25 protein-coding genes are annotated in these 24,268 nt (G+C 53.4%); 3 read left to right on the forward strand and 22 right to left on the reverse strand.

From position 1 onward, the window contains the following. Window positions 1–11: 11 nt before the first annotated feature. The 9 genes from flgJ to flgB all read right to left on the reverse strand — a co-directional run bounded on the left by flgJ (window position 12) and on the right by flgB (window position 7,736). Entirely contained in the window at window positions 12–1,034 is a 1,023-nt protein-coding gene (flgJ, locus tag CJO09_RS01665) for a flagellar assembly peptidoglycan hydrolase FlgJ (RefSeq protein WP_119440809.1), read from the reverse strand. A gap of 12 nt (window positions 1,035–1,046) precedes the next feature. Continuing rightward, a complete protein-coding gene (locus CJO09_RS01670; protein ID WP_119441343.1) occupies window positions 1,047–2,162 on the reverse strand; it encodes a flagellar basal body P-ring protein FlgI in 1,116 nt (371 codons plus the stop codon). Between the two features lie 47 nt (window positions 2,163–2,209). Then, window positions 2,210–2,896: a flagellar basal body L-ring protein FlgH gene (locus CJO09_RS01675; RefSeq protein ID WP_119440810.1), complete on the reverse strand. Its 687-nt coding sequence runs from the start codon at window positions 2,894–2,896 to the stop codon at window positions 2,210–2,212. 27 nt (window positions 2,897–2,923) lie between these two features. Beyond that, window positions 2,924–3,709 carry a flagellar basal-body rod protein FlgG gene (flgG, locus tag CJO09_RS01680; protein WP_114419670.1) on the reverse strand — a complete coding sequence of 262 codons (786 nt, stop codon included), beginning with the start codon at window positions 3,707–3,709 and terminating at the stop codon, window positions 2,924–2,926. A 61-nt stretch (window positions 3,710–3,770) separates the two neighbouring features. Next, window positions 3,771–4,532: a flagellar basal-body rod protein FlgF gene (gene flgF, locus CJO09_RS01685; protein WP_119440811.1), complete on the reverse strand. Its 762-nt coding sequence runs from the start codon at window positions 4,530–4,532 to the stop codon at window positions 3,771–3,773. A gap of 15 nt (window positions 4,533–4,547) precedes the next feature. Next, window positions 4,548–6,035 (reverse strand): flagellar hook protein FlgE, encoded by a 1,488-nt coding sequence (locus CJO09_RS01690; protein ID WP_119440812.1) that lies wholly within the window; start codon window positions 6,033–6,035, stop codon window positions 4,548–4,550. Between the two features lie 89 nt (window positions 6,036–6,124). Continuing rightward, window positions 6,125–6,826 carry a flagellar hook capping FlgD N-terminal domain-containing protein gene (locus tag CJO09_RS01695; protein ID WP_119440813.1) on the reverse strand — a complete coding sequence of 234 codons (702 nt, stop codon included), beginning with the start codon at window positions 6,824–6,826 and terminating at the stop codon, window positions 6,125–6,127. A gap of 41 nt (window positions 6,827–6,867) precedes the next feature. Beyond that, the gene (gene flgC, locus CJO09_RS01700) at window positions 6,868–7,284 is read right to left on the reverse strand and encodes a flagellar basal body rod protein FlgC (protein WP_119440814.1); all 417 of its coding nucleotides are present in this window, start codon (window positions 7,282–7,284) and stop codon (window positions 6,868–6,870) included. 41 nt (window positions 7,285–7,325) lie between these two features. Continuing rightward, window positions 7,326–7,736: a flagellar basal body rod protein FlgB gene (flgB, locus tag CJO09_RS01705; protein WP_119440815.1), complete on the reverse strand. Its 411-nt coding sequence runs from the start codon at window positions 7,734–7,736 to the stop codon at window positions 7,326–7,328. Between the two features lie 174 nt (window positions 7,737–7,910). Between flgB and flgA the strand changes: the two genes are divergently transcribed. The 3 genes from flgA to CJO09_RS01720 all read left to right on the forward strand — a co-directional run bounded on the left by flgA (window position 7,911) and on the right by CJO09_RS01720 (window position 9,516). Further along, entirely contained in the window at window positions 7,911–8,582 is a 672-nt protein-coding gene (gene flgA / locus CJO09_RS01710; RefSeq protein ID WP_158582695.1) for a flagellar basal body P-ring formation chaperone FlgA, read from the forward strand. Between the two features lie 112 nt (window positions 8,583–8,694). Further along, window positions 8,695–8,973 carry a flagellar biosynthesis anti-sigma factor FlgM gene (flgM, locus tag CJO09_RS01715; RefSeq protein ID WP_119440817.1) on the forward strand — a complete coding sequence of 93 codons (279 nt, stop codon included), beginning with the start codon at window positions 8,695–8,697 and terminating at the stop codon, window positions 8,971–8,973. A 48-nt stretch (window positions 8,974–9,021) separates the two neighbouring features. Then, window positions 9,022–9,516 carry a flagella synthesis protein FlgN gene (locus CJO09_RS01720; protein WP_119440818.1) on the forward strand — a complete coding sequence of 165 codons (495 nt, stop codon included), beginning with the start codon at window positions 9,022–9,024 and terminating at the stop codon, window positions 9,514–9,516. 31 nt (window positions 9,517–9,547) lie between these two features. Here CJO09_RS01720 and flhF read toward each other — a convergent pair whose 3' ends face one another. The 13 genes from flhF to flhD form a co-directional block, all read right to left on the reverse strand. Continuing rightward, window positions 9,548–12,019, reverse strand: coding sequence for a flagellar biosynthesis GTPase FlhF (flhF, locus tag CJO09_RS01725; protein ID WP_119440819.1), 2,472 nt, complete (start codon window positions 12,017–12,019; stop codon window positions 9,548–9,550). Beyond that, window positions 12,016–14,130, reverse strand: coding sequence for a flagellar biosynthesis protein FlhA (flhA, locus tag CJO09_RS01730; RefSeq protein ID WP_119440820.1), 2,115 nt, complete (start codon window positions 14,128–14,130; stop codon window positions 12,016–12,018). The genes flhF and flhA overlap by 4 nt, the downstream gene beginning before the upstream one ends. Before the next feature lie 18 nt (window positions 14,131–14,148). Then, entirely contained in the window at window positions 14,149–15,294 is a 1,146-nt protein-coding gene (gene flhB / locus CJO09_RS01735) for a flagellar biosynthesis protein FlhB (protein ID WP_114419681.1), read from the reverse strand. Window positions 15,295–15,452: 158 nt separating this feature from the next. Next, on the reverse strand, window positions 15,453–16,109 hold the full coding sequence (cheZ, locus tag CJO09_RS01740) for a protein phosphatase CheZ (RefSeq protein ID WP_119440821.1): 657 nt from the start codon (window positions 16,107–16,109) through the stop codon (window positions 15,453–15,455). Window positions 16,110–16,117: 8 nt separating this feature from the next. Beyond that, window positions 16,118–16,507: a chemotaxis response regulator CheY gene (cheY, locus tag CJO09_RS01745; protein ID WP_114419683.1), complete on the reverse strand. Its 390-nt coding sequence runs from the start codon at window positions 16,505–16,507 to the stop codon at window positions 16,118–16,120. Between the two features lie 48 nt (window positions 16,508–16,555). Next, on the reverse strand, window positions 16,556–17,611 hold the full coding sequence (locus CJO09_RS01750) for a protein-glutamate methylesterase/protein-glutamine glutaminase (protein ID WP_119440822.1): 1,056 nt from the start codon (window positions 17,609–17,611) through the stop codon (window positions 16,556–16,558). A 39-nt stretch (window positions 17,612–17,650) separates the two neighbouring features. Continuing rightward, entirely contained in the window at window positions 17,651–18,493 is an 843-nt protein-coding gene (locus CJO09_RS01755) for a CheR family methyltransferase (RefSeq protein ID WP_281270724.1), read from the reverse strand. 13 nt (window positions 18,494–18,506) lie between these two features. Beyond that, entirely contained in the window at window positions 18,507–19,007 is a 501-nt protein-coding gene (locus CJO09_RS01760) for a chemotaxis protein CheW (protein ID WP_114419685.1), read from the reverse strand. Beyond that, entirely contained in the window at window positions 19,000–21,099 is a 2,100-nt protein-coding gene (cheA, locus tag CJO09_RS01765; RefSeq protein WP_119440823.1) for a chemotaxis protein CheA, read from the reverse strand. Before cheA ends, CJO09_RS01760 begins: the two co-directional genes overlap by 8 nt. A gap of 12 nt (window positions 21,100–21,111) precedes the next feature. Continuing rightward, complete coding sequence (motB, locus tag CJO09_RS01770; RefSeq protein ID WP_114419687.1) at window positions 21,112–22,059, reverse strand: flagellar motor protein MotB; 948 nt, start codon at window positions 22,057–22,059, stop codon at window positions 21,112–21,114. Window positions 22,060–22,073: 14 nt separating this feature from the next. Further along, on the reverse strand, window positions 22,074–22,943 hold the full coding sequence (gene motA / locus CJO09_RS01775; RefSeq protein WP_114420146.1) for a flagellar motor stator protein MotA: 870 nt from the start codon (window positions 22,941–22,943) through the stop codon (window positions 22,074–22,076). Between the two features lie 121 nt (window positions 22,944–23,064). Beyond that, window positions 23,065–23,637 carry a flagellar transcriptional regulator FlhC gene (flhC, locus tag CJO09_RS01780; protein ID WP_119440824.1) on the reverse strand — a complete coding sequence of 191 codons (573 nt, stop codon included), beginning with the start codon at window positions 23,635–23,637 and terminating at the stop codon, window positions 23,065–23,067. Window positions 23,638–23,670: 33 nt separating this feature from the next. Then, window positions 23,671–23,994, reverse strand: a complete 324-nt coding sequence (gene flhD, locus CJO09_RS01785; RefSeq protein WP_114419689.1) for a flagellar transcriptional regulator FlhD — start codon at window positions 23,992–23,994, stop codon at window positions 23,671–23,673. Between the last annotated feature and the right edge of the window lie 274 nt (window positions 23,995–24,268).

The raw sequence follows: 24,268 nt of genomic DNA on the forward strand, positions 1-24,268 counted from the left end.
AATATTTACCCCTATCCCCGGCTACCCGCAGACGGCCCCCGCACCATGAAGGAATCCAGACGATCATCCAGATACCCCATAATTGAAATCAGCTTCTCGGCATACTTGGGATCGGTGGCGTAGCCTGCTTCATGCACCTTAACTGCCGCCATTTCCGCGTTAGGTGCCGTTAGTACGGCCTGATAACGATCATTCTGGCTAATAAGCCGGGCGTAATCGGCAAATGATTCGGCGTAAGAGTCGTAAGCGCGAAATGCCTGCACCATTTTCTGAGGCTTGCCGTCAATAAACTCCGTCGTCACGATATTGGCAACCTTGCCTTCCCAGCCCCCGGTCGCCTTAATGCCAAACAGGTTGTAACTGTTTGAGCCGTCTTCCATTTTGATTTCACGACGTCCCCAGCCCGACTCCAATGCCGCTTGACTCAAAATCAGCTTGGCGGGAATACCCGACTCCTGGGCTGCATGACGGGCGGCATCGCCCATTTTGGTAACAAACTGCTCAATATGGCCTGGCGCACCGCGAATCGCGCTTAACAATGCTTCCCCGGTGCGGCGCCCGGACTCAACAACCGGGGAGCTTGCCAACAGATCAAGCAATTCGGAAATAGAATCAGCAATTTCTTTTCGTGCTGCAGCGGGCCCCTGAATGGAAAATGACTGCAAGCCGCGATCGGCGGCCAACCGGGGATCGGACTTGACTTCGCTTATCCCCCGCATTTGATCAAGAAGCGCTTGTGCAAGGCCCGTACCTGTTTCGGCCAGATTGGAAGCCATTTGCTCATCGGCCATGCTTTGGGCCAGGCGTGTTTGATTGCTTTCAAGCAACCCTTCCAACCCCACATCACCGGCCCTGGCCTGCTTCATGATTTGCTGCAAAAAAAGCGCCTCGAATTGCTTGGCAATCTCTTTTTGTGCAGCGGGATCCTGGCCATTGGAATGGCGAGCCGTATAACCCAGCCGGTTTAAATGGCTGAAGTCCATTGCGCTGGCGCCGGCATCGGGGCGGGGTAAAAAATAGGGCATTGCCGTCATGAGTGCCGCCTATTAAATAATTTCCAGATCGGCGCGCAAAGCGCCCGCACTTTTCAGGGTTTGCAGGATCGACAACAAATCCTGCGGTGTTGCACCCAAGGCATTTAACGCCTGAACAACATCGGCCAGGTTTGCGCTGGTTTGCACACGCTTGATACTGCCGGTATCCGTTCTTAATGCAATTTCCGTGTTCTCGGTTACAACCGTTTCACCACCGGCAAACGGCGTGTCCGGTTGATTCACCTGTTCCTGGCGGCTGATGGAAACCGACAAATTGCCATAAGCGACAGCCGCTTCGTCGATAGTGACAGTGCGATTCATCACGACCGACCCGGTACGCGCATTGATAATGACTTTGGCTCGAACCGGAGGCAATTTAACCTGCAGATTCTCAACTTCCGACAAAAACGCCGCCTGTCGCGACGGGTCAAGTGGACCCCGCAACTGAACCAGACGCCCGTCGAGCACCGAAGCCGTACTCGGGCCAAACTTTCTGTTCAGCGCCGCAGCAACATTCTGCGCAATCCCGAAATCGGTTGTATTCATTTCCAGGTTAATAAAGCCATCGCGAATGTAAGTAGTGGGAACGGATTGCTCGACAATCGCGCCGTCGGGAATAATGCCGCCATTCAGCTGATTAACCTGCACACTGGAGCCGCCGGCCTGGGCACCGGCTCCACCGACCAACAAGTTGCCCTGAGCAAGCGCATACACCTGCCCATTAGCCCCTTTCAAAGGCGTCATCAGCAAGGTACCGCCACGCAGACTCTTGGCATTACCCATCGATGACACGACGACATCGATCGTTTGCCCCGGCCTGGTGAACGCCGGCAGTCGCCCTGTTACCATGACTGCCGCCACATTGCGCAGCTGCATATTGGTCCCTTGCGGCAACGTTACGCCCAATTGCGACAACATATTGGTAAGACTTTGCTGCGTAAAAGGCGATTGGCGCACCTGATCGCCACTGCCGTCGAGCCCGACTACCAAACCATAGCCAATCAATTGATTCTCTCGCACCCCCTGAATCGATGCGAGATCCTTGATACGCTCGGCATGCGCCGACGGCGTCACGGCAAAAAACAACAGCGCAAGCAATAACCAGGCCAACCCGCCCTTTAAGCTCATGCCCCACTTTGCGCGGCCATGTTTGTTCAACACTATTTTCATCCTTGTCAGAACGGCGAAATATTCAGGAAAAATCGTTGCAACCAACCCATGGTCTGTACTTCGTCCATGCGGCCTTTGCTGCGAAACTCAATACGTGCGTCCGCAACGCGTGTCGATGGGACAGTGCCGTCGCCTGCAATCGACCGGGGATCAACCACGCCGGAGAACCGGATATGCTCGGAACCGCGATTGATTGCAATCTGTTTGTCGCCGGCCACCTGCAGATTGCCATTGGGCAGAACGCCAATAACCGTTGTTGTTAAAGTCCCGGTGAACGTATTATTCGCCTCGCTGGCTCCGCTGCCTTCCGCGACGTTATTACCGTTCATATCAAAGTTCTGCTGTGGGCCCAGGCCCGGTGGGAAAAAGTCGGGAACGACGTCCATCCCCAAGCCTGCACTACCGGAACGGCTGCTTTCAGTTGAAACACGCTTTGCCGCATTGGTGCGCTCTTGAATCAAAATCGTGACGATATCGCCCACATTGCGAGGTCGACGATCCTCAAACAGCGGATAGTTTCCATAAGCCGTTGGCTGATAAATCGCCCCATTGGCTTGAGGCGCCGTCGTCACCATAGGAGGCGGGGGCGCCGTTAAAGGCCCTGTTACGATCGGTTCAGGTGGAATCATGGCGCACCCGTGCAATACGAATGCAGCCACACCAGCCATCACGAAACGCACTTGTTTGTTCATTTCCAACACAATCCACTCATCAAACCATTACAGCTGCGTCAAACGCGACAACATTTGATCGGATGTCTGAATTGCCTTGCTGTTCATTTCATAACTGCGTTGCGTCGTAATCATGTTCACCAACTCTTCGGCCACATTCACGTTCGACGTTTCCACATAATTCTGCAAAACCAGCCCTGCACCATCCAAACCCGGCTGCGCAAAATTGGCCGGCCCCGAAGCGTCTGTTTCGGCGTACAGATTCTCGCCCATACTTTGCAGACCGGTGGGGTTAATGAAGGTGCTTAACTGCAACTGCCCGACTTCAACATTGATACCCACTGCGCCGGGCTGGGTCACCGACACCGTACCGTCGCGCTCAATCGTGACACTTAACGCGTTATCAGGAATATTGATCGGGGGCTGAACAGGATAGCCTCCGGCTGTCACCATTTGCCCGTTTTGATCAACCTGAAGACTGCCGTCGCGCGTGTAGGCAAAAGTGCCGTCAGGCATTTCAACCTGGATAAATCCACGCCCCTGAATCGCAATATCCAACGGGTTGCCGGTTTCACGCAAATTTCCCTGCGTGTGAATCCGTTCCGTTGCCACAGTGCGCACACCCGTACCAATTTGCAGGCCCGACGGCAGTTGGTTGGCAGCCCCTACCTGGGCACCAGGTTGCCGAATGGTTTGATACATTAAGTCTTCAAATACAGCACGACTGCGCTTGAAGCCCGACGTATTCACGTTGGCCAGGTTATTGGAAATGACATCCATATTGGTTTGCTGTGACTCCAAGCCTGTTTTGGCAATCCAGAGAGATCGAATCATTTTTCTATTCCTTGATGAGGCAACCCAACGGCTGCGTTCACAATTACGTTATTCCGTTTGCTTAACCGTTGGCCGACAAGATTGAATTGGCACGCTCTGCATTACGGTCGGCATCTTGTATGGCTTTCATTTGCATTTCAAACATACGACCGTTTTTAATCATGCCGACCATGGTTTCAGCCGCACTCACATTGCTTTTTTCGATGAACCCGGAAATCATGCGTACATTGGGGTCGGCAGGCGCCGCCGCCGGCCCTTCACCGGGATTAAACCGAAACAGGCCGTCGTCGCCGCGTTCCAGATTCTCAGCAGGCGGATTGACCAATTTCAATTGACCAATAACCTGAATATCGGCTGGGTTGTCACCCGCGCCCAAAGCGGTAATAAATCCATCGCTGGAAAACGTGACACTGCCGCGGTCGGGAACCTGAACCGGCTGACCATCATTGCTTAGCACCGGCAAACCCGACTGCCCTACCAACAGGCCTTGCGCGTTCACGGCAAAATCGCCCGCCCGTGTATACGCTTCCTGGCCATCCGGTGTTTGTACGGCAAACCAGCCTTCCCCGGTAATGGCCAGATCAAGCGCGTGGCCTGTTTCCGTCATGGTGCCTTGCGTAAGGCGACTACCCGGGGTGGAAGCAACCGTTCCCACACGGGTCGATAGTTCACCCTGTTGTGCTTGAAACGGCACCGCCCGGAAATTAGCCAACTGCGCCCGGAAACCGGACGTATTAACGTTGGCCATATTGTTACTCAGCACCGACTGCTGCTCCAGTACCCGGGCGGCACCACCGGCCGCAATGTAGGCAACTCGATCCATTACGCTACCCTGTTATTAACGCATGGAGATCAGATTCTGAACGATCTGATCCTGCGTTTTAATGGTTTGGGCATTGGCCTGGTAGAAGCGTTGGGCAATAATCATATTCACCAACTCTTGACTCATATCAACGTTCGACTCTTCGAGCGCCTGACCTTTAATGGTGGCCAGACCATTTGTGCCCGGACGACCCACAATAGGTTGGCCCGACGCACCAGTTTCAATCCATGAGTTATCACCGAACGCCTTCAACCCATTCAGGTTGTTGAAATTGGCCAGGGCCACATAGCCAATCGTACGCAACTCGCCGTTGGTGTAACTGGCAATCACCGAGCCGTCGGTATCAACCGACAAGCCCGCGTATTCACCCGTTGGAAAACCGTCTTGCGTAAAGTTGTAGGAAAAATCGCCACTGAACTGTGTGGAACCGGTGTAATCGAAGGTTAGCTCCAATGCATCGGCCGGCGCGTCAGCGCCGCCGGGATTAGGAATAACCAAATTTGCGTTGGTTCCCGTCTTCAGGCGACCAGCCGTATCGTAGGTAATTTCGTGAGGTGTTGCGGCATTGACAACATTTCCATCAAGGGCGTAATAGACATCCCACTGTGAATCGCCGCCGCCACCGGGACGTTTCACAAAATACTGAATCATTTGATGCGAATTACCCACCGAGTCGTATACGGTTAAAGGTAATGTGTGCGTATAACTTTCCGGATCGGTAAGGCTGAAAGGATGCGCAATAATAGGCGCGGTATAAGCTGTACCGACTGTCGCGCTCTCCCCCAACGCACCGGCGGGGCTGGCTGCTTGACCCGTTGTCGTCGCCAACGTGATGGTCGTGCTATCCTGCGTTACGCCATCCGTCGTTGCAGTATAGGTGCCGTCGGGCAAACTAACCGGATTGTTGGTCATATCAAACCAAGAAATCTGCCCCGTTGAACCAATACGATACTGGTATTGAGCACTGGCACCGGGTCCGGCATCATCCATCCAAACGCTGCCCAACACTTCCGTTACACCCGTTTCATACACCGGGTTCGCATTCGCATCCATGTTGGCGCGCGTCGTAACATCGGCTGAAGCACGCGGCGCCAGATTACCTACCGGGACCGTCAGCGCCTGCAGATCGTCCCCAATCAAACCAAAGCCTGTTAAGCGCTGACCCTGAGCATTGACGATGAAATTATCTTTATCGGCAAAGAACTGCCCGTTTCGGGTATATAAAACATTGCCGTTCGTGTCTTCGGTGCGGAACAAGCCTTTGGTACCGTCAATGGCCAAATCAAGCGAATTACCGGTATTGCTGATCGAACCTACCGTGAAGCGCTGGTTTACGGATGCCACCTTCACACCTAAACCCACCTGCGAATTAGCAAAAACGTCGGAGAATGTGACCGACGACGACTTAAAACCCACCGTTCCCGCGTTGGCAATGTTATTGCCAATAACATCCAGCTCTTGCGCTGCGGCATTCAGACCACTTAGACCCTGACCGAAACCCATAATGTTTTCCTTTCAAATTTAATTTTCAACGTTGCCGGCCCAAACTTTCGCGCCGGGTCGGCCAAATTCAACGAGTAAAAACCACGCTGTTACATAATCTTGCGTACGTCGAATAAAGAACGCGCGCCCATAAGCCCTAAATCCAGTTGCACCCCCGAAGATGAGTACGCAATGCTGGACACCTGTCCATAAGTGAGCGCCTCGACGCCAACAGCTGAGCCATCCGCCCCCACACCCGACACATCGAGCGTGTAGGCACCGTCGGGTACCGGCTCGCCGGAATCATTCAGACCGTCCCACTCAAGCGACACCACACCTGCATTCACTGGGCCTATCTCGACGTTGCGCACAGCCTTCCCACTGCCGTCCAAAATGGCCACTTTCACTTTTTCCGCCGGTGAAATAAGGTCAATACCAAAAGGCGTTGCAACCTTGGTATTGGGATCATCCGGGGAGCTACCGGTGGAAATTTTGTTACCGGTCACCAGAACTTCTTTACCAATCAGTGTTGCCGCCTGCATGGATTGCGTCATATCCATTTGGCCCGACAGCGCCTGCAACGTTTTATTCAGTTGCGTAATACCGTTTACAGTTTCCATCTGCGCCAACTGCGATGTGAACTCGGCATTCTCCATCGGATTCAACGGATCCTGATTACGTATCTGAGTAATAAGCAGGGTCATGAACTGGTTCTTCATGTCCTCTGCGCGCTTGGCTGCCTCGGCAGTGGACGCAGCCAGTGAGCCTGCGGATGTTGCCTGCGCTATTGTGTTCGGATCGACAGTGGTCACAGTCGCACCTCCAGAAAATTTAAAAATATTTCAATAACGGCTTATTGCCCGATTGAAAGCGTGCGGCTCATCAGCGCCTTGGCCGTATTTACCACTTCTACATTGGCCTGATATGAACGGGAAGCGGAAATCATGTTGACGGTTTCCGCCACGACATCGACATTCGGCATTTCGACATACCCTTCGGCATTGGCCAAAGGGTGATCAGGTTGATACTCCATGCGGGCGGGCGCATTGCTTTGGACTACACTCGATACCTGAACACCACCCACCGCACCTGCGTACGCCTGCCCTGGTACCGGCGCCATTTCGAAAACAACCTGACGTGCCTTGTATGCCTGGCCGTTAGGCCCTGCTACGCTATCGGCATTGGCCAAATTGCTGGCAGCCACATTCATGCGCTGCGACTGCGCTGTCATGGCGGAACCGGCTATCTGGAAAATACTGAAAGTGGACATGGAGTCACTCCTTAAATACGACCGAGGCGGCCACGTGCGATTTATTGCTGCAACGCGGCGATCAAGCCCTTGATTCTTTGTGAAATAATGGTGAGATCAGTTTGATAACGCATGGTGTTGTCGGCGAACGCAACGCGCTCAAGATCCATATCAACGGTATTGCCGTCCAGGCTGGGTTGAACCGGCTGCCGATACAACAGTTCCGCACGGGCAGGCGACTGCGCCTTTCCTGGAATATGCCGCTCTGAAGTCAGCGCCAACGAGGTATCCGGCAAACTCAGTGAACCGCCCCCCATCGCCTCTTTCAGGGCTTGGGTGAAATCAAAGTCGCGCGCCTTATAATTAGGCGTGTCGGCATTGGCAATATTCGCACTGAGCACTTCCTGGCGCTGTTCGCGCAAGCGAACGGCTTCCTGAAAAAAGCTTAAGTCATTACTGATACGATCTACCATCTTGATTACCTGCAGACATGTTCATAACATTCATCAGGTTGTATGGTAGTTGCCGGCAAGGCAAGACAAACCCGGAAATAACACGCCATTTATGCTCCAATTCCGGGATTGAATGTAAACGGCCCTTACTACAATACGGTTATGCGTAAAGTAATCGTTTCGCTCGGGCTCATTATGCTGCTACAGCCAGTAGCTCACGGTGTCGCCCAGGCCGCCGCTCAAACTCCAGAAGAGTTGAATCTCCAAAAGAAAATGCTTGCTTTCCTGGAGGGCAAAGCGGCGAGCTGGGACGGCACGTTACAAGCCCAAATTGAGCCGCCCAATATTAAGAATCAACCCAAGTGCGAAAATGTCGAGATTTTCATACCGGGGCGCGGGGCCACTTTGCGGCCCACTGTCACGTTGGGCATTCGCTGTTTGGGGCCCAAACCCTGGGTCAGTTATACGCAAGCGAGCATTCGCATCGAAGGCAGCTACTACATTACAGCCCGCCCCGTCAGGGCAGGCACTACCCTGAGCATGCAAGATCTGGAGCAACGCAACGGTGATCTTCTTCGCCTGCCCAGGGGAACACTGATTGACCCCGAACAACTGGTGGGTTACATCACACGATATCGGCTCAATGCAAGAAAACCTATTAAGGCCTCGGCCATACGCAGCCCGCTATCAATTGAACGCGGCCAAATGGTCTACATGGAAGTACGCGGGGTGGGCTTTGTGGCACGCAGCGAAGGCAAAGCCATGGAAGACGGTGAGCCTGGTGATCATATCCAGGTGCGCACCGCGTCCGGGCAAATTGTTACAGCCACGATACTGGATGCCCATACCGTACTCATTCCCATGTAACGTTCCGTATCAAACATAGTATGGGCAACCCTAAAGTTTTGCACGGCGCAGCCGTTATTCCCTATACTAAGCTTGGCAATGTGCCGGGCACCCAGAATTACCGGAGTCTGTCGTGAAAATCACACCATCCATCAAGAATACTGCAGTCACCCCCGCGACACCATCGCGTCAAGGGCCTGCACAAACCGCCCAAAACAATACGGGTGGCAAAACGGCTGTCGACCTCAGCCCAGCCGCGCGCCAGTTGGCCAATTTGCAAAATGGCGAAAACGATATCGACATGGCGCGCGTGCAGCAAATTAAAGATGCCCTGGCATCGGGCCAATTAAAAATTAACCCCGAACGCATTGCCGACGGTTTGCTGGCAAGCGCAAGGGAACTACTGAAATAAATAAGCGGTGTGCATGCTAGGCACCGGTTTTATTAATAAGGCTTGACCATGACAGACTCCCAGGCCCGGCTTCAGCCCCTGCAATCTCAATTGCAACAGGAACTGCATCTTACGCAGCAGTTTTTCAATATACTCAACGAAGAATCCCAGGTATTGGAAACCGGCCAACCCGACGACCTCAACCGTACAACTTCGTTGAAAGAGAAAATCGCAGAAGACCTGCATGCTGCAACGCAACGTCGCGGATCACTGCTCGAAGCCTTAAATTTACCCAATAACCTTCAGGGTCTGCGTGCCGCTGCCGCCCAACAGCCCGAACTTTCCGCACTTGTTGAGGAATTAGGCGCCCTGTCGGACCGGGCACAACGCCTGAACGAACAAAACGGCAATATCATTAATGCGTTGCTAACTAACACGCAACGAATGATGGCGGCATTACAAACACTTACCGGCAACAACACGGTTTATGATGCGTCGGGAAAAAAGAAAGCTGCGTCGGTTTCAGCCGACGTACCCCGGCTGAAACCCCTTAAGGCCGGCTAGCACGCCTCCAGCCCGGAATACGTTTAACATATCAGGCGGTCATTTCCTTTAAGGTAAATAACTTCATCATGGCGGACACTGCCTCCGCCTGATTCGGTTGCGCCTTGCCGCTTAAGCCCTGAATAGCACTGAGCAACGTATGGCCGTCGGGCGACTGGAAGGCATCCCAGGTTGTCAAACCGACTTGCATCGCCGTTAAGGCACGCCGCGACACCGCATCGGCCCACTGGCGCTGAGCCAGCATGGGCCACCAGCGAGCGGCAAACTTCAGTGCCGTTTTATGTTCGGCATGCACCAACAAAGCCAACGCCAAAGCTTCAGTCTGAGCAGCCACGGAAGTCGCATCGGCCAAGCCTGTGGCCTCACGCAAAACCGTGCCGTCACGACGGTCGACCACACGCACAGCAACCAACTGAACCGGTGTATAACCATTCTGGCGCGAAAAAAGACTCACCTCGCGAGTAGCCACCCAAACAACCAATTGGCCGCGCTCTACGCCTTGAACCATTGCGCGCTCGTAACGCGTACCCAAGGCGCCGACAGGATGAAAATCCAGTGTTTTTACAACTGCACCAACGGTCGTGGCACTACCCTCATCGACAACTCGGGTTGTACGCGTACAGGCAGACAACCAGGCTAACCCCTGGGCTGTTGCCGACTGCCAGACAGATACCGTAGCGCCATCAAAAAGATGCAGCAAGGGCACGTCACGGACATTCCCGGCGGCCCATTGCATTTGCTTTTGCAGGGACTCATAGCCCGTTGGCGCCCGCAGCGCCGTTTCTCCATCGGAGGCACGCCATCCATCGGGCAACGTTAACTGCTGATACGGTGAGCACCAGGGTACCCCCGCATGATTAAGCAGCACGGTGGCACGCAACCGTCCAACCGCCCCCCCGGCTGACTCATCACGCAAACCTACATGATCGTGTAGGGCAAGCACGTATTGGTCGGCGTCTTCGGCAAATTCGTTTCGCGCCACACCCAGAAAATGTTGCGTGAGCGACCCCATGCTGTCGGCAGCCTCGCCCTTGAAGTAAGCGCGCCAAAGTGCGTAGGTCTCACTGGCCAGGACGTTTTCGTCGATATAGCGGCCGGCCTGCTCAATTTCATCTACCTCAAGCGGCGCTTTACTTGAGCGTGCAACCGTTAACAAATTCGGCAATAAAGCCCGGCGCTGAGTGGTATGACCCGCCTTGTCGTCGCGCGGGCGTGACTGTTCCGACATAGACATTAAAGCTGCGAAGTCGGCCTCGGACGGTGCGTACAAAGCCGACGCTTGCTGATTTTTTACCAGTGCCTTGTCGACCAGTTCATTGGCCGTCATATGCGCCAAATTCTGCGGGACTTTCTGGCCATCGGAAACATAACAAACAGGCAGTTGATACCGTATAACGGTATCCAGAACCGCTCCCAGGCGCGTTGCTTCGTCGATCTTGGTAATAATGCTTCCGCGCAATGGGCTACCGCCATCATGCGTATAACGACGCGCCACTTCATCGAGTGTGTCACCGTGGCTTGACGCATTCAGAACCAATAATCGGCTTACTTCGCGCCCCGCCGCAGACAACATCGCCGCTTGCTCTGACACAAAACGGTCACGCTGGCTGATACCAACATTGTCGATAATGATTATTTGATGTGCGGCGACCGAGGCAATAATACGCCGTAATTCTTCTGCATCCTGAACGACATGCACCGGAACATGCATCATTTTGCCGTAGATTTTCAATTGCTCATGCGCACCGATACGATAGGTATCGGTGGTTAGCAGCACCACATTTTCAGCCCCGTATTTTTTGACACATCGTGCGGCAAGCTTGGCCACCGTCGTGGTTTTCCCCACCCCCGTAGGCCCAACCAGGGCAATGGCTGCTCCCGGACGCCACAATGCCTCTTCGCGCTCAAGCACCGGAAGACTTTTAACCAATTCCGTGCGCGCCCATTGTAAAGCCGCACGCGAACCCAGCCCTTCCGGCAGGCCCTTCAACATGGCCCGCAGAAGCGCCGTGCTGAAACCGAACCCCAACAATGTCTGAAACAAACTGACTGCCTGAGGGACACGCCGCAACTGATTTCCCCACATCAATTCGTCAATACGAGACTCAAGTGCCCCTTGCAGAGCACCAATGGCGCCCATCACGTCGGCGCCAGCCGGTAATGAGGGAGTCGCGGCGGGCATCACTGCGGGAGCGGAGACCGCCTGCGCAGGTGCGTGCGACTTAGGTTGAGCCGGCTTTGGCTGTTGCGGCGCAGGTTGAGCAGGCGGGCGCGATATGGCGCTGCGCATGGTAACCGGACCGGCCGTACTGCTTTTGGCTACTTCCTCGTCAGCGATCCGACGCACAATCTCCGGCGACAGCGAAGTTTCATCGGTGGCAAGAATCTCCACCCCACCATTGACCCGGCGGTTGGAAATGATTAAGGCATCCGGCCCCAAAGCCAGACGCACCTGACGCATCGCTTCACGATTGGTTATTCCGAAGAATCGGCTGACATTCATGCATTACCTCCACCGATCACTGCAGTCACACGCAGGATACGCTCTTCGGGAATCTCAAAGTTCGACAGTACACCCATATGGGGAAAATGATGACGCAAGAAACGCGACAAAGCAGAACGTAATACAGGTGACACCACCAGTACCGCCGGATCACCGTTCGCTTCTTGCTGCTGAACCGTGCGCTGGGCCTCCTGCAACAAGGTATCTGCCAGCCCGGGCTCCAATGCGCCACTGCTTGTCACGGCTTGGGTTAATACGCGTTCCAGCTTGGGGTCCAGCCCAATGACACGAACCTCATCACCGCTTGGAAACCACTGCTGTGTAATAGCGCGCCCCAAGGCAATTCGGATCTGCTGTAACAGTTCTGACGGATCAGGCCCCGTCCCGGCCGTGTTGGCAGCCGCCAATCGGGGCGCATTTTCGGCAATACTTTCAACAATGGTGCGAGCGTCCCGTATCGGCACCTCTTCCTCAAGCAACCCACGCAGTATCTTTTGCAGCAAGGTCAGACTAATGGTTTTGGGAACAAGGTCTTCGACCAGTTTAGGCGCGTCCCGACCGATGTGATCCAGCAGCTGCTGAACTTCTTGCCTGCCCAACAATTGAGAGCCGTGACGATGCATTAAATGATTCAAATGCGTGGCGATTACGGTACTGGCATCAACCACCGTGTAACCCGCAATTTGTGCCTGCTCGCGCATTGCAACGTCAATCCAGACCGCAGGCAACCCAAATGCCGGATCTGTGGTGGGCGTACCTTCAAGCTTCATGGCAACCTCGCCCGGATCAATCGCCATCCATTGGTCCGTCATGGCAACGCCGCGCCCCACTTCCACACCCGACAGCAAAATACGATATTCGTTCGGCTTCAGTTCAAGATTGTCGCGAATATGCACAACCGGAGGCAGGAAACCGACGTCCTGCGCATACTTCTTGCGTAAACTGCGTATCCGATGCAGCAGCTCGCCCCCTTGCGAGTGATCCACAAGGGAAATAAGCCGATAACCCACCTCGAGACCCAAGGGATCGACCAGCGCCACGTCGTCCCAACTGGCTTCGGCCGCGGCGGCTTCCGCAGCCGCCTGTTGAACCTGCGGGTCGGGTGCCTCGGCCTCCTTCGTTTTCTGTTGACGCTTATAAAGCAGCCAGCCACTGCCGGCCAAGACGGCAGACAACAACAAAAACGCAAAATGCGGCATATTGGGAATCAAGCCCATCGCACCCAGAATGCCCGCCGTAATGAACATCACCGTTGGGTTATTCAGTAACTGGCCAATCATCTGCTGGCCAATGTCTTCATCTGTTGCCACCCGCGACACCACAACACCGGCCGCAGTGGAAATCACGAGTGCGGGAATTTGTGCCACCAAACCGTCACCAATCGCAAGAATGGTATAGACTTCGCCGGCCTCGCCAAACGAAAGACCATGCTGCGCCACACCCACGATCAACCCCCCTACAATATTGATCACCATAATCAGCAAACCGGCCACAGCGTCACCGCGCACAAACTTGCTCGCCCCATCCATGGAGCCGTAGAACTCGGCCTCCTGAGCTACCTCAGCACGACGAGATCGCGCGTCTTCCTCGCCAATTAGCCCGGCGTTCAAATCGGCGTCGATCGCCATTTGCTTACCCGGCATCGCATCCAACGTGAAACGTGCGCCTACCTCGGCGATACGGCCTGCCCCTTTTGTAATCACCATAAAATTAATGATGACCAAAATAATGAAAACGATAATGCCAACGGCAAAGTTGCCGCCAATCAGGAAGTGTCCAAACGCCTCGATTACCTGCCCGGCCGCGTCGGGCCCCTGGTGACCATTCAACAAGACCACCCTCGTGGAAGCCACATTCAGCGCCAGCCGAAGCAAGGTCGTAAACAAAAGCACAGCCGGAAACGCAGCAAAATCCAACGGTTTTTTGGTAAACATGGCCACCAGCAACACCATAATGGCCATAGAGATATTGAAGGTGAAAAGCAAATCTAGAATAACCGGCGGCAACGGCAAAACCATCATGGACAAAACCATGAGGATCAGCACCGGCCCCGCCAGGAATCGGGCGTGCTGTGAACCGTTAAGCTTGAATAAGGCGATGAAGTTATTCATAGATATTTGTTAATTGCATCAGGTGGCACCATTGGCCTGCGGGTCCAGTGCGTCGGGAACGGGTAAATCGGCGGGGTGCTGCGGCTCTGCGGCCAACCCCTCCTTCCAGCTGCGCAACTGGAATACCCAGGCTAGTACCTCAGCCACCGCTTTATATAGCTCGGCAGGAATTTCCTGACCTAATTCAACGTGTTCATGCAGCGCGCGCGCAAGCGGCGGCGCGCTAAGCTGCGGAACATCGTACTCTTCAGCCAGCATTCGAATGCGTGCGGCAATCAGGCCTGACCCTTTGGCAACCACACACGGCGCACCAAACCCGCCGGCTTCATATTTCAATGCAACAGCGTAATGCGTCGGATTAGTGACGACCACATCGGCCTTCGGTACTTCCGCCATCATGCGACGGCGCGCCATGGCTCGCTGCTGCTGACGTATTCTGGCCTTTACGTGAGGATCTCCGTCACTCTCTTTGTGTTCCTGCTTAACGTCCTGCCGGCTCATGCGCAGTTTTTTATGGTGGCTGTACAATTGCCATGGCACGTCAATTAGCACAATAAGTAACAACGCCGCCACGATCAGTGCACAACATAGCGCAACCAGGCGCATCCCGGCGGCAAGCGCCTGCGTTGTAGGCGCATACATTAGCGCAATCATTTGATCCTGATAAGACCAAATCACCACCGCCGCAATACCCCCGATCACAATGGCTTTTGCAATGGTTTTCAATAACTCGACGAGCGTTTGCGCGGAAAACAGACGCATCACGCCTTTCAGCGGGTTCAACCGTTCGAACTTCGGTTGCAGGGCCTTACCAGAGAACAGTAATCCGCCCAATGACACAGAGGAAATAACGGCCAGAACCACCAGCGCACCGAAAACAGGAAACAACAGCACCAGGGCTTCCCAGGCAGCATTCACCGCCTGGCTTGTCATGACGCCCACATCGGTTCCCACACGCACATCGAAAGCCATGCCGGACCGGATCACACCCCGTAAAACGCGATAAAACTCAGCGCCCAGAAACCATAGCGCCGCGACCCCGCCCGCCAGAAGCATCAGGGTATTAAGCTCACGAGAGCGCGCAACCTGCCCTTCTTCTCGCGCCTTTTCAAGGCGCCTGGGCGTTGCGGCTTCGGTTTTTTCGAGATCGCTTTCCTCGGCCATGGATGAAAACTGCTTGCGGCAAACAATAGATAGGACAAATGACGGCCCATTGTATGGGCGGCCTTGTTTTACCTATCGGCGAAGTAACGCCTATAAAACCGCTTAATTCCACCGACCTCGGATGACTCCATGGCAACCCGCCCGGAGTCAAAGGGGAACTAGAACCCCAGGCTGGACAATAAATCGTCGACCTGATCTTGGTTTGAGACCACATCCGGCTTCTCGGCAGGTTTAATCTGCGGGCCGTTCAACAGTTGGTCAATTTCCTTGCGTTTGGCCTCTCGTTCTTCTTCCGGTAAGTGGCTGATCAGCACCTGGATGAGTTCGGTTTCTATGGAGTTAATGACGCCCAGCATGCGAGAAATGACCTGGCCGGTAAGATCCTGAAAATCTTGCGCCATGATGATTTCCAGAATTTGCTGCTGCGCCGTTTTCGTTCTGTCGGGAATATCCTGCAGTAATGAACGCGTGTCGTCTACCAGCTCGCGCGCCTGCGCCAGCTCGGCGGGTTGATCGAACCATGCCTGCCAACGCTGATCCAACGCTTCCGCTCTTTTTTGCATCTCTTCCTGAGCGGGCTGCATTTCTTCGGCAACATTCAACACCCGCGTGGCCGCCTGTTCGGTTTTATGCGCCACATAATCCAGACGCTCACGCGCATCGGGAATGGCGTCGGCTGCCTCGGTAATCGCGCGATCCAGCCCCAGTTCACGCATACTTTCGCGCAACATACGCGTAACATTGGCGACCTGTTGAATAAGTTCAGGTGTATTGGCATCGGCGCCTGGTTTTATGTGATTGCTCTCTGTCGACATACGGCCCCCTACCCACCCTGCTTGTCAAAGATCTTGTTGATTTTCTCCTCTAGCACTGCCGCAGTGAAGGGTTTAACCACGTAACCGTTTGCACCCGCCTTGGCAGCTGCAACAATATTTTCCTTCTTGGCTTCGGCGGTCACCATGAGCACAGGCGTCTTACCGAGCTTTTCATCGGCGCGAATTGCCTGCAACATCGATAGGCCGTCCATATTGGGCATGTTCCAATCGGATACGACAAGGTCAAAATTGTTATCTCGAACCTTATCCAGCCCCATCTGCCCGTCCTCGGCCTCGTCGACATTCTCAAAACCCAGGTCTTTCAATAAGTTACGAATAATTCGGCGCATGGTTGGAAAATCATCCACCACCAGAATCTTGATGTTTTTCTGTACCACTTTGCACTCCCAAAAAATTGAATACGCTAAATGCAAACGTAATAAAAATTAAACCCGATGCCCGTACGCGCCGGCACTACCAAGCAAGGTCTCGCTCATTTGCGACAAGGGCACGGCTTGATCCGTCGCACCGATCAAAAGCGCTTCGCGAGGCATCCCGAATACAACACAACTGGCCTCATCTTGTGCGAAGGTGGTCGCACCCGCCTGTTTCATGGCCAGCATGCCTTGGGCACCATCTTTACCCATCCCGGTTAAAAGTGCGCCCACGGCATTTTTTCCCGCCACTTCGGCCACCGAGTGAAACAGCACGTCGACCGATGGTCGATGCCGATTCACCGGCTCGGTTTCTTCCAAATGGATAACATAATTGGCACCCGAGCGAGCCAACTTCATGTGCGCTACGCCTCCTGGCGCAAGATACACATGCCCCGGCAATATTCGATCTCCGTCTTGCGCCTCATGAACACTCACTGCGCAAATATTATCAAGGCGCTGCACGAAAGAGCGCGTAAACCCAGCCGGCATATGCTGCGTAATGAGAATTGCAGGGCTATTCGCCGGCATCGGCATGAGCACTTGGCGAATCGCCTCCGTTCCCCCTGTTGAGGCGCCAATCGCGATCAACTTTTCCGTTGTCGAAAAAACCGGACTTAAACGGCGCGGGGTGTCGCCTTTATCTGTGGCCGGACGCGGTTTGGGACGCGACTTGGCGGCCACCCGAATCTTCTCGGCGATTAGGTCGCTATATTCAACCAAACCATCGCGCAAGCCCAGCTTGGGCTTGGTGACAAAATCAACCGCACCCAATTCAAGTGCACGAATCGTCACCTCTGAGTTACGTTCCGTCAGCGACGACACCATCACCACCGGCATAGGCCGCAACCGCATTAAACGCTCGAGAAAATCAAGCCCGTCCATCCGCGGCATTTCAACATCAAGCGTCAGGACGTCAGGATTATGTTGTTTGATCAACTCACGCGCAACCAAAGGGTCCGGCGCAACCGCCACGACTTCCATATCGGGCTGCCCGTTGATGATTTCCTTCATCAAACCACGCACCAACGCAGAATCATCGACACACAAAACCCGAATCTTGCTCATTCAACTACCTTTTTCATTCACACACCCCAAAACCGTACCTTAACCCACCGCCGTATACACTGTTTGCCCTTGCAGCTTGAAGCGTTTTGTCAGATAGGTGAAGTTTTCTGAATGTCCGGCAAACAATAAGCCATCTTTTTTCAATAATGGGGCAAAGCGGTCGAGCAGCACGCTTTGCGTGTCGCGATCAAAGTAGATCATGGTGTTACGACAAAATATCGCATCGAACTTACCGTCAACGGGCCAACGGGAATCGAGCAGATTCAACGGTTCAAAATCGATCATGTCACGCAGTATTGGCTTGACCCTGACCAATCCCGCTTTAGCCGCCGTCCCTCTGAGAAAATACTTTTTGAGTAAGACCTCGGGAATATCCTTGACGCGCTCCAGGGTATAAACACCTTTACGCGCCCGGGCGATGGCATGAGTATCGATATCGGTTGCCCAAACCCTGCACTGCCCCTGCGCAGCCGGTAGCGCCTCACACAAAGTCATCGCAAGCGAATACGGTTCCTCACCGGTCGAGGCCGCAGCACACCAAATTGATATAGGCTTGCTTCGGGTTCGAACAAACTTCTTTAATATTTCAAAATGGTGTTGTTCGCGAAAAAAGGCAGTGTGGTTAATTGTGAAAGCGTTCACGAAATCATGCCATTCATCCGAATCGGGGCTTTGCGCCAAAACAGACAAATAGGCACCTACGCTTTCAGCGCCCATTCGACGCGCCCGCATACCCAACGTGCGAATCGCCATTTCACGTTTATGTTCACCCAGCAAAATACCGGTGCGTGCCTTCAGCATACGCGCGGCACGCTCAAACTCTTCCGGCTCAACGGCCAGCACACTAGGCGCCAGTTGAGCAAACAATGATGTCGTAGTCAATTTATGCCGCTTATCAGGTAACAGCCTGCTCTACCAGCGCCATTTCATTGCTGGTCATGAGTTTTTCAATATCGACCAGAATAATCATACGTTCGCCGACGGTGCCGATGCCCGTTAAATACTCCGTGGAAAAAGCCGTACCGAACTGCGGCGCGGCGCTGGTTTGCGACGGATTCAACATTAAAACGTCGGATACGCCGTCGACAACCACACCCACAACCCGCGAGGCAATATTCAGAATAACTACAACAGTTTGCTGGTTATATTCCACGTTATCCAGGTTGAATTTGATACGCATGTCGACAATGGGCACGATAACGCCGCGCAAATTGGTCACGCCTTTGATAAAAGAAGGGACGTTGGCAATACGGGTGACGCTTTGATCGTCGTATCCACGAATTTCCTGAACTTTCAGGATGTCGATACCATACTCCTGGTTAGCAAGGGTGAAAATCAGATATTCCTTGCCATCACCCTCAGTGGAGCCGGCTTTGTTCTGCGCGTCATTAAGCATAATGTTCTCCGATAACAGTCATATTGGGGCTGGGGGTAACGCCTTTGTTACGCGTCATGCGCATTAAAGCAAACACATCAACAATCAGCGCAACACTACCGTCACCCAGAATGGTGGCAGCTGATATGCCGGGGATTTTCCGGTAATTGGCTTCCAGGTTCTTCACCACCACTTGTTGCTGACCCACCAAATGGTCAACCAGCAAGGCAAATCGGCTTTCCTCGGCCTGTAAAATAACCGCAATCGACTGGTTGATATCTGTTTGGGCCCCCTCAACATTGAAAATGTCGTGCAGCGCTACAAGCGGGAGGTATTCTCCCCGCACATGCAGTACTTGCTCGGTTTGCGAAATATGGTGTATTTGCTCAGCGCTTGGCTGCAGTGATTCGGTAACGTGGCTAAGCGGCAACACAAAAATCTCCTGTCCCACCTGAACTGACATACCGTCGAGAATGGCCAGTGTCAGAGGCAGAAAGATGCGTGTTGTGGTGCCCTGCCCAGGCCGTGAGCTAAGCTGGATATGCCCACCCATATCCTGGATATTGCGGCGTACCACATCCATACCTACACCCCGACCCGATATTTCGGTTACTTTTTCGGCGGTGGAGAACCCAGGGGCAAAGATCAATTGCCATACTTCTTCATCGGGTGTGCTGTCACTAACCGGCATGCCGCGCTCAGCAGCCTTTCTCAAGATGCGCTCGCGGCTCAGGCCACCGCCGTCATCGGCAACCTCAATCACAATCTGCCCACCCAGGTGCTGAGCGGACAACGTTAAATTCCCTTCAGCGGGTTTACCGTTTGCAGCACGCACATCGGGCGCTTCAATGCCGTGGTCGATACTATTGCGCACTAAGTGCGTTAAAGGATCGATAATGCGTTCAATCAGGCTTTTATCCAGTTCCGTGGCCTGGCCTTTGGTCGTCAGGCGAATTTGCTTGCCCAGCTTGGCCGCCGATTCCCGCACAACACGGGGAAAGCGGCTGAACACATAATCCATTGGCATCATGCGAATCGACATCACCGCTTCCTGCAAGTCCCGTGCGTTGCGCTCGAGATGCTCGATACCATTCAGCAAACGATCATGTATAACGGGATCAAGCGAAGACGCTGTTTGAACCAGCATCGCCTGGGTGATAACCAACTCACCAACCAAGTTGATGATTTGATCAACCTTTTCAACCCCCACCCGTAATGTTGACTCTTTAGAGGCTGCACGGGCCGCGTCACGCTGAACACCTGGGGAGTCGGCCGCCGGCACATCGGTTACGTTGTCGGCTGCGCTGGTATCAGCTTGAGAGGGTTCGACAGCGGCATCAGCTGTCGGCTTTTCATCTGCACTTGCCGAGTCTGACGGCAACGCAGCATGAACGACCGTTACTTGGCCGGCATCAATGACAAAACAACATACCGCCTCAATATCAGTGGCCGTCTCGGTCGTTTCAAGCCAAAGCTGCAGGGTATCGCCCTGACGCTCACGATGCAAAATGGAACCCATCAGAGCCATTTCGGCCTCTAGCGAGGCGGCATCTTTGTCGTTTAATCGCAACAACGTAATATGTAATGGTCCCGTTTGCGCCGGCGAGGCGGCATCGGGTTCCAAGGACACTTGCGCGGAGCTTGTCTCAACCGCAGGTTCAGACTGCGTCTGCCCTGCGTTCGGATCAGGCAAATCCATAACCTGCCCCCCTTTTTCTTCAACGGCCAACTGCTGCAATTGCCGGCAAATGCGCTCATAAGCCTGTTCATCGGGGCGCTCACCGTTGCGATATGCAGACACTTGATCAGATAACACGTCTTTCGTTTCCAGGAAAAGGTCAATCATGTCTTTACGCAGAGCCATCTCGCCCATGCGCAAGGCGTCGAGCAGGTTCTCGAGCAAATGAGTGGTATTGGCCAGTTCACCAAAACAGCCAAAAGTACCCGCCCCACCTTTAATTGAATGCGCAGCCCGGAAAATGGCATTTAATTGATCTATATCGGGCTGTTCTATATTCAATTGGAGCAGTGTTTGCTCCATCTCGGCGAGCAGTTCATCCGCTTCATCGAAAAACATGTCGTAGAACTGGCTAAGGTCGACACCTTCGCTCATAAGTATCCTTCTTTACCGCGTTTGGTTGCTTTCCGGCGATCGGGCCCCTGTTACCGCTTCGGAGCCCGACGCCCCCATGGAATTTTCAACAGCTTCAGCGACATTGCCTTGCGCATCGACCGACAAATTACCCGTGGCATTTTCTTGATCGATTCGACGCTCAGTGCGCTGATTTAGTACTACCAAGCTAATACGACGGTTAACGGCGGCATTGGGATCATCTTTAATTAGATTAACGGTTGAGGCCAAACCAAGGATGCGTTTGACCTTGCCTTCTTGCATGCCGCCGGCCACCAACTCCTGACGTGCCGCGTTGGCCCGGTCGGCTGACAGCTCCCAATTACTGTAGGCACGTTCGCCGCGCGCATATTGTTGTGCATCGGTATGCCCTGAAATGGTCACCGAATTTGAAATTTGGTTAAACAAAGGGCCAAGCTCACGCAAGATGGTGCGCATATAAGGTTGAACCACTGCGCTGCCGATTTGAAACATAGGCCGATTTTGTTGATCCACAATTTGAATGCGCAAGCCTTCCGGTGTCATATCAAGCAACAATTGCGGGCGAAACTGGCGTAAAACCGGATCGGTATCGATAAGCGCTTCGAGCTGGGTTTTCAAATCCTGCAACCGTTGCGTATCACGCTGGTCGTTCTCCTGATTCGCGGGGCGCACCGGCAAGGGGTTTTTATTCGGAATCACGCTGGGCGACTGCCCGGGAATAATCGATTTACTGTCATTGGTTCGCTCACCACCGCGAATGGCATCCATTAAAGGCATGCGGAAATACTCGGCCATTTCCCCGAGACTCTCCCGCGGGATGAGCGCAACCAGCCACATTACCAGAAAAAAAGCCATCATTGCCGTCACGTAATCGGCATAGGCAATCTTCCAAGCCCCCCCATGATGGGCGGCGTGCTCACGGCGCTTGCGGCGTATAACGATCCGGGGCGCATCACTCATGACGTTTCCCCTGTTTACTTACGACCTGCCGAGCGCGCCTGACGCACATGCTCTTCCAGTTCCTGGAACGACGGACGCTCATCAGAGAACAACACCTTGCGCCCGAACTCAACCGCCAATTGCGGCGGATAGCCGTTCATATAGGCAAGTAATGTAACTTTGATGCACTCAAGCACCTTCAACGATGCTTCGTTGCGCCGCTCCATGGCTGAAGCGGCCGGTGCCACAAACCCGTAGGCCAGCAAAATCCCCAAAAACGTCCCGACCATGGCTTTGGAAATAAGATCGGCCAAAACGGCAGGAGGCTGATCAACCGAGGCCAGCGCTTTAATGACGCCCAGCACCGCCGCCACGATCCCGAAGGCGGGAAGCGCATCGGCAACAACTGATAAAGCGCGCGATGGAACGCTGACTTCCTGATGGTGGGCATCCAGCTCCTGGTCCATCAGGGTTTCGATTTCGAAAGGACTCATATTGCCGCTAATCATCAAGCGCATATAGTCGGTAATGAACTCGACCAAATGATGGTCTTTCAAAATTCGGGGATACTCCGCAAAAACCGGGCTTTTATCCGGCTCCTCGATATCGGCTTCAATCGTCATCAAGCCGTCGCGACGCGCTTTGTTCAACAATACAAAAAGCAGCGCCATGAGCTCCATATACAGGGCTTTGTCGTAAGGCGTGCGGCGAAATATTCCGGGAATGGCCTTGAGCAACAGTTTGATGGAGCGCATGTTGTTCGCCGCCAGGTAGGCACCCAGCGCCGCGCCCCCAATTAAAACGAACTCGAACGGCTGATACAAGGCGCCAAGATAGCCCCCCAACCCCACATAGCTGCCGAAAACCGACAACATAACGATGACAAAACCTAAAAAGATCAGCACGGGTAAACCTCTGATTAATCCTATGAGCGCACTATCATCGCCTGATTCACCCAAAATAAAAATGCCCGTCAACGGGCATTTTTACACCTAAATCCGGCGGCTAAAAAAACAAACAGGGCATTCAAACGGTTACAACCTGCTCCTCGGCCGTGCGACGCGCGCGATTGGCGCGTGTTTTGCCCGCTCTCGGTGGGGGCCGACATATCGCGCAAACAAAGCCCTTCTGAGGGTCGTGGGCATGCGCAACAAAATGCCCTGTACAACGCTCACATTGAGATAATTGCAACAGACCGCTTTCAAAAAACCTGACCAACATCCAGGCACGAGTAAAACTCAACAAGGGCTCCGAAGTATCAACGCCACCGCGGCCGGCCCCGGCCTGCTCCAGGTAAACCTTGTAGGCCTCAATAAGCGCGTAAGCGTTCTTTGAAGGCGTATGCTCGTGAATATACGAATAAATATTGTAAAAAAGGCTTGAATGAATGTTAGGAAGCCACGTCATGAACCAATCAACCGAGAACGGCAACATTCCCTTGGGCGGCGAGCAACCTTTAACCTCGCGATAAAGTTTCGCGAGCCGGTCGTAACTAAGCGAAGTTTCCGCCTGGAGCACTTGCAGACGAGCCCCCAACGAAACCATTTGTGAAGCCAGCATTATTTCTTCGGCTTCTTTAGCGACGCTTTTAATGGCCATGACGATATCCTTAAAACGAATCAGACGGCTTTATCAGGAAGCCGCAACCTCTTCGCGACGCGACAGCAATATAGTGGAGTGAGCTTGCTGCAAAACGCCGTCGAGCACACCGCGTGTTAAAGAAGTAAGCAATGCCGCGTCATCGAGACGGAAACCGCAAACCAGTGAACTTGAACTTGCCAGGCGAACCAACTGCGCCGGCGAAAGTTGCAAAAGAATATCGGCGGCATCTTTACCAATACCCAGGCGGAACATGCCGCTTGCCAGGTTATCGCGTAACAAACGTTGGGCCAGCATAAGATACGACAGGTTGACTTCCTGAATATCCTGCGTAATGTTATTTGTTTGAACTGACACGTTAGTATTCCTTTAAAGATAGAGACAATTGGATTGGCTCAAATTCTAGTGAAACATCTCGACAAGATTATGACAAACAGCTGGTAACAAATGAAAAATCATTAAAAACAAATAGGCCATTTTTCATATAAATCAGAAACTTAGCCCAAAAGGCCTAGATTCACCCAATTGCTCAAAATATCGAAAAACACTTAGCCCAAAGTAAGTTGCAACTAGAAGAGACGAAGGTAAATCAAAAATTATTAAATAAAAACAATTACTTAGGCTTTTCCGC

This window comes from Neopusillimonas maritima (assembly GCF_003576595.1).
GTDB classification, from domain to species: Bacteria; Pseudomonadota; Gammaproteobacteria; order Burkholderiales; family Burkholderiaceae_B; genus Neopusillimonas; species Neopusillimonas maritima.

Coding starts and splice junctions, on each gene's coding strand:
- flgB (WP_119440815.1), bottom strand. CDS start 7,736: ATGGTAGATCGTATCAGTAATGACTTAAGCTTTTTTCAGGAAGCCGTT.
- cheA (WP_119440823.1), bottom strand. CDS start 21,099: ATGAGCGAAGGTGTCGACCTTAGCCAGTTCTACGACATGTTTTTCGAT.
- flhF (WP_119440819.1), bottom strand. CDS start 12,019: ATGAATGTCAGCCGATTCTTCGGAATAACCAATCGTGAAGCGATGCGT.
- flhA (WP_119440820.1), bottom strand. CDS start 14,130: ATGAATAACTTCATCGCCTTATTCAAGCTTAACGGTTCACAGCACGCC.
- flgG (WP_114419670.1), bottom strand. CDS start 3,709: ATGATTCGATCTCTCTGGATTGCCAAAACAGGCTTGGAGTCACAGCAA.
- motB (WP_114419687.1), bottom strand. CDS start 22,059: ATGAGTGATGCGCCCCGGATCGTTATACGCCGCAAGCGCCGTGAGCAC.
- flgC (WP_119440814.1), bottom strand. CDS start 7,284: ATGTCCACTTTCAGTATTTTCCAGATAGCCGGTTCCGCCATGACAGCG.
- flgA (WP_158582695.1), top strand. CDS start 7,911: ATGCTGCTACAGCCAGTAGCTCACGGTGTCGCCCAGGCCGCCGCTCAA.
- cheZ (WP_119440821.1), bottom strand. CDS start 16,109: ATGTCGACAGAGAGCAATCACATAAAACCAGGCGCCGATGCCAATACA.
- CJO09_RS01670 (WP_119441343.1), bottom strand. CDS start 2,162: ATGAGCTTAAAGGGCGGGTTGGCCTGGTTATTGCTTGCGCTGTTGTTT.
- CJO09_RS01760 (WP_114419685.1), bottom strand. CDS start 19,007: ATGCTTAATGACGCGCAGAACAAAGCCGGCTCCACTGAGGGTGATGGC.
- CJO09_RS01750 (WP_119440822.1), bottom strand. CDS start 17,611: ATGAGCAAGATTCGGGTTTTGTGTGTCGATGATTCTGCGTTGGTGCGT.
- flgJ (WP_119440809.1), bottom strand. CDS start 1,034: ATGACGGCAATGCCCTATTTTTTACCCCGCCCCGATGCCGGCGCCAGC.
- flhC (WP_119440824.1), bottom strand. CDS start 23,637: ATGGCCATTAAAAGCGTCGCTAAAGAAGCCGAAGAAATAATGCTGGCT.
- CJO09_RS01690 (WP_119440812.1), bottom strand. CDS start 6,035: ATGGGTTTCGGTCAGGGTCTAAGTGGTCTGAATGCCGCAGCGCAAGAG.
- CJO09_RS01720 (WP_119440818.1), top strand. CDS start 9,022: ATGACAGACTCCCAGGCCCGGCTTCAGCCCCTGCAATCTCAATTGCAA.
- CJO09_RS01675 (WP_119440810.1), bottom strand. CDS start 2,896: ATGAACAAACAAGTGCGTTTCGTGATGGCTGGTGTGGCTGCATTCGTA.
- flhB (WP_114419681.1), bottom strand. CDS start 15,294: ATGGCCGAGGAAAGCGATCTCGAAAAAACCGAAGCCGCAACGCCCAGG.
- flgF (WP_119440811.1), bottom strand. CDS start 4,532: ATGGATCGAGTTGCCTACATTGCGGCCGGTGGTGCCGCCCGGGTACTG.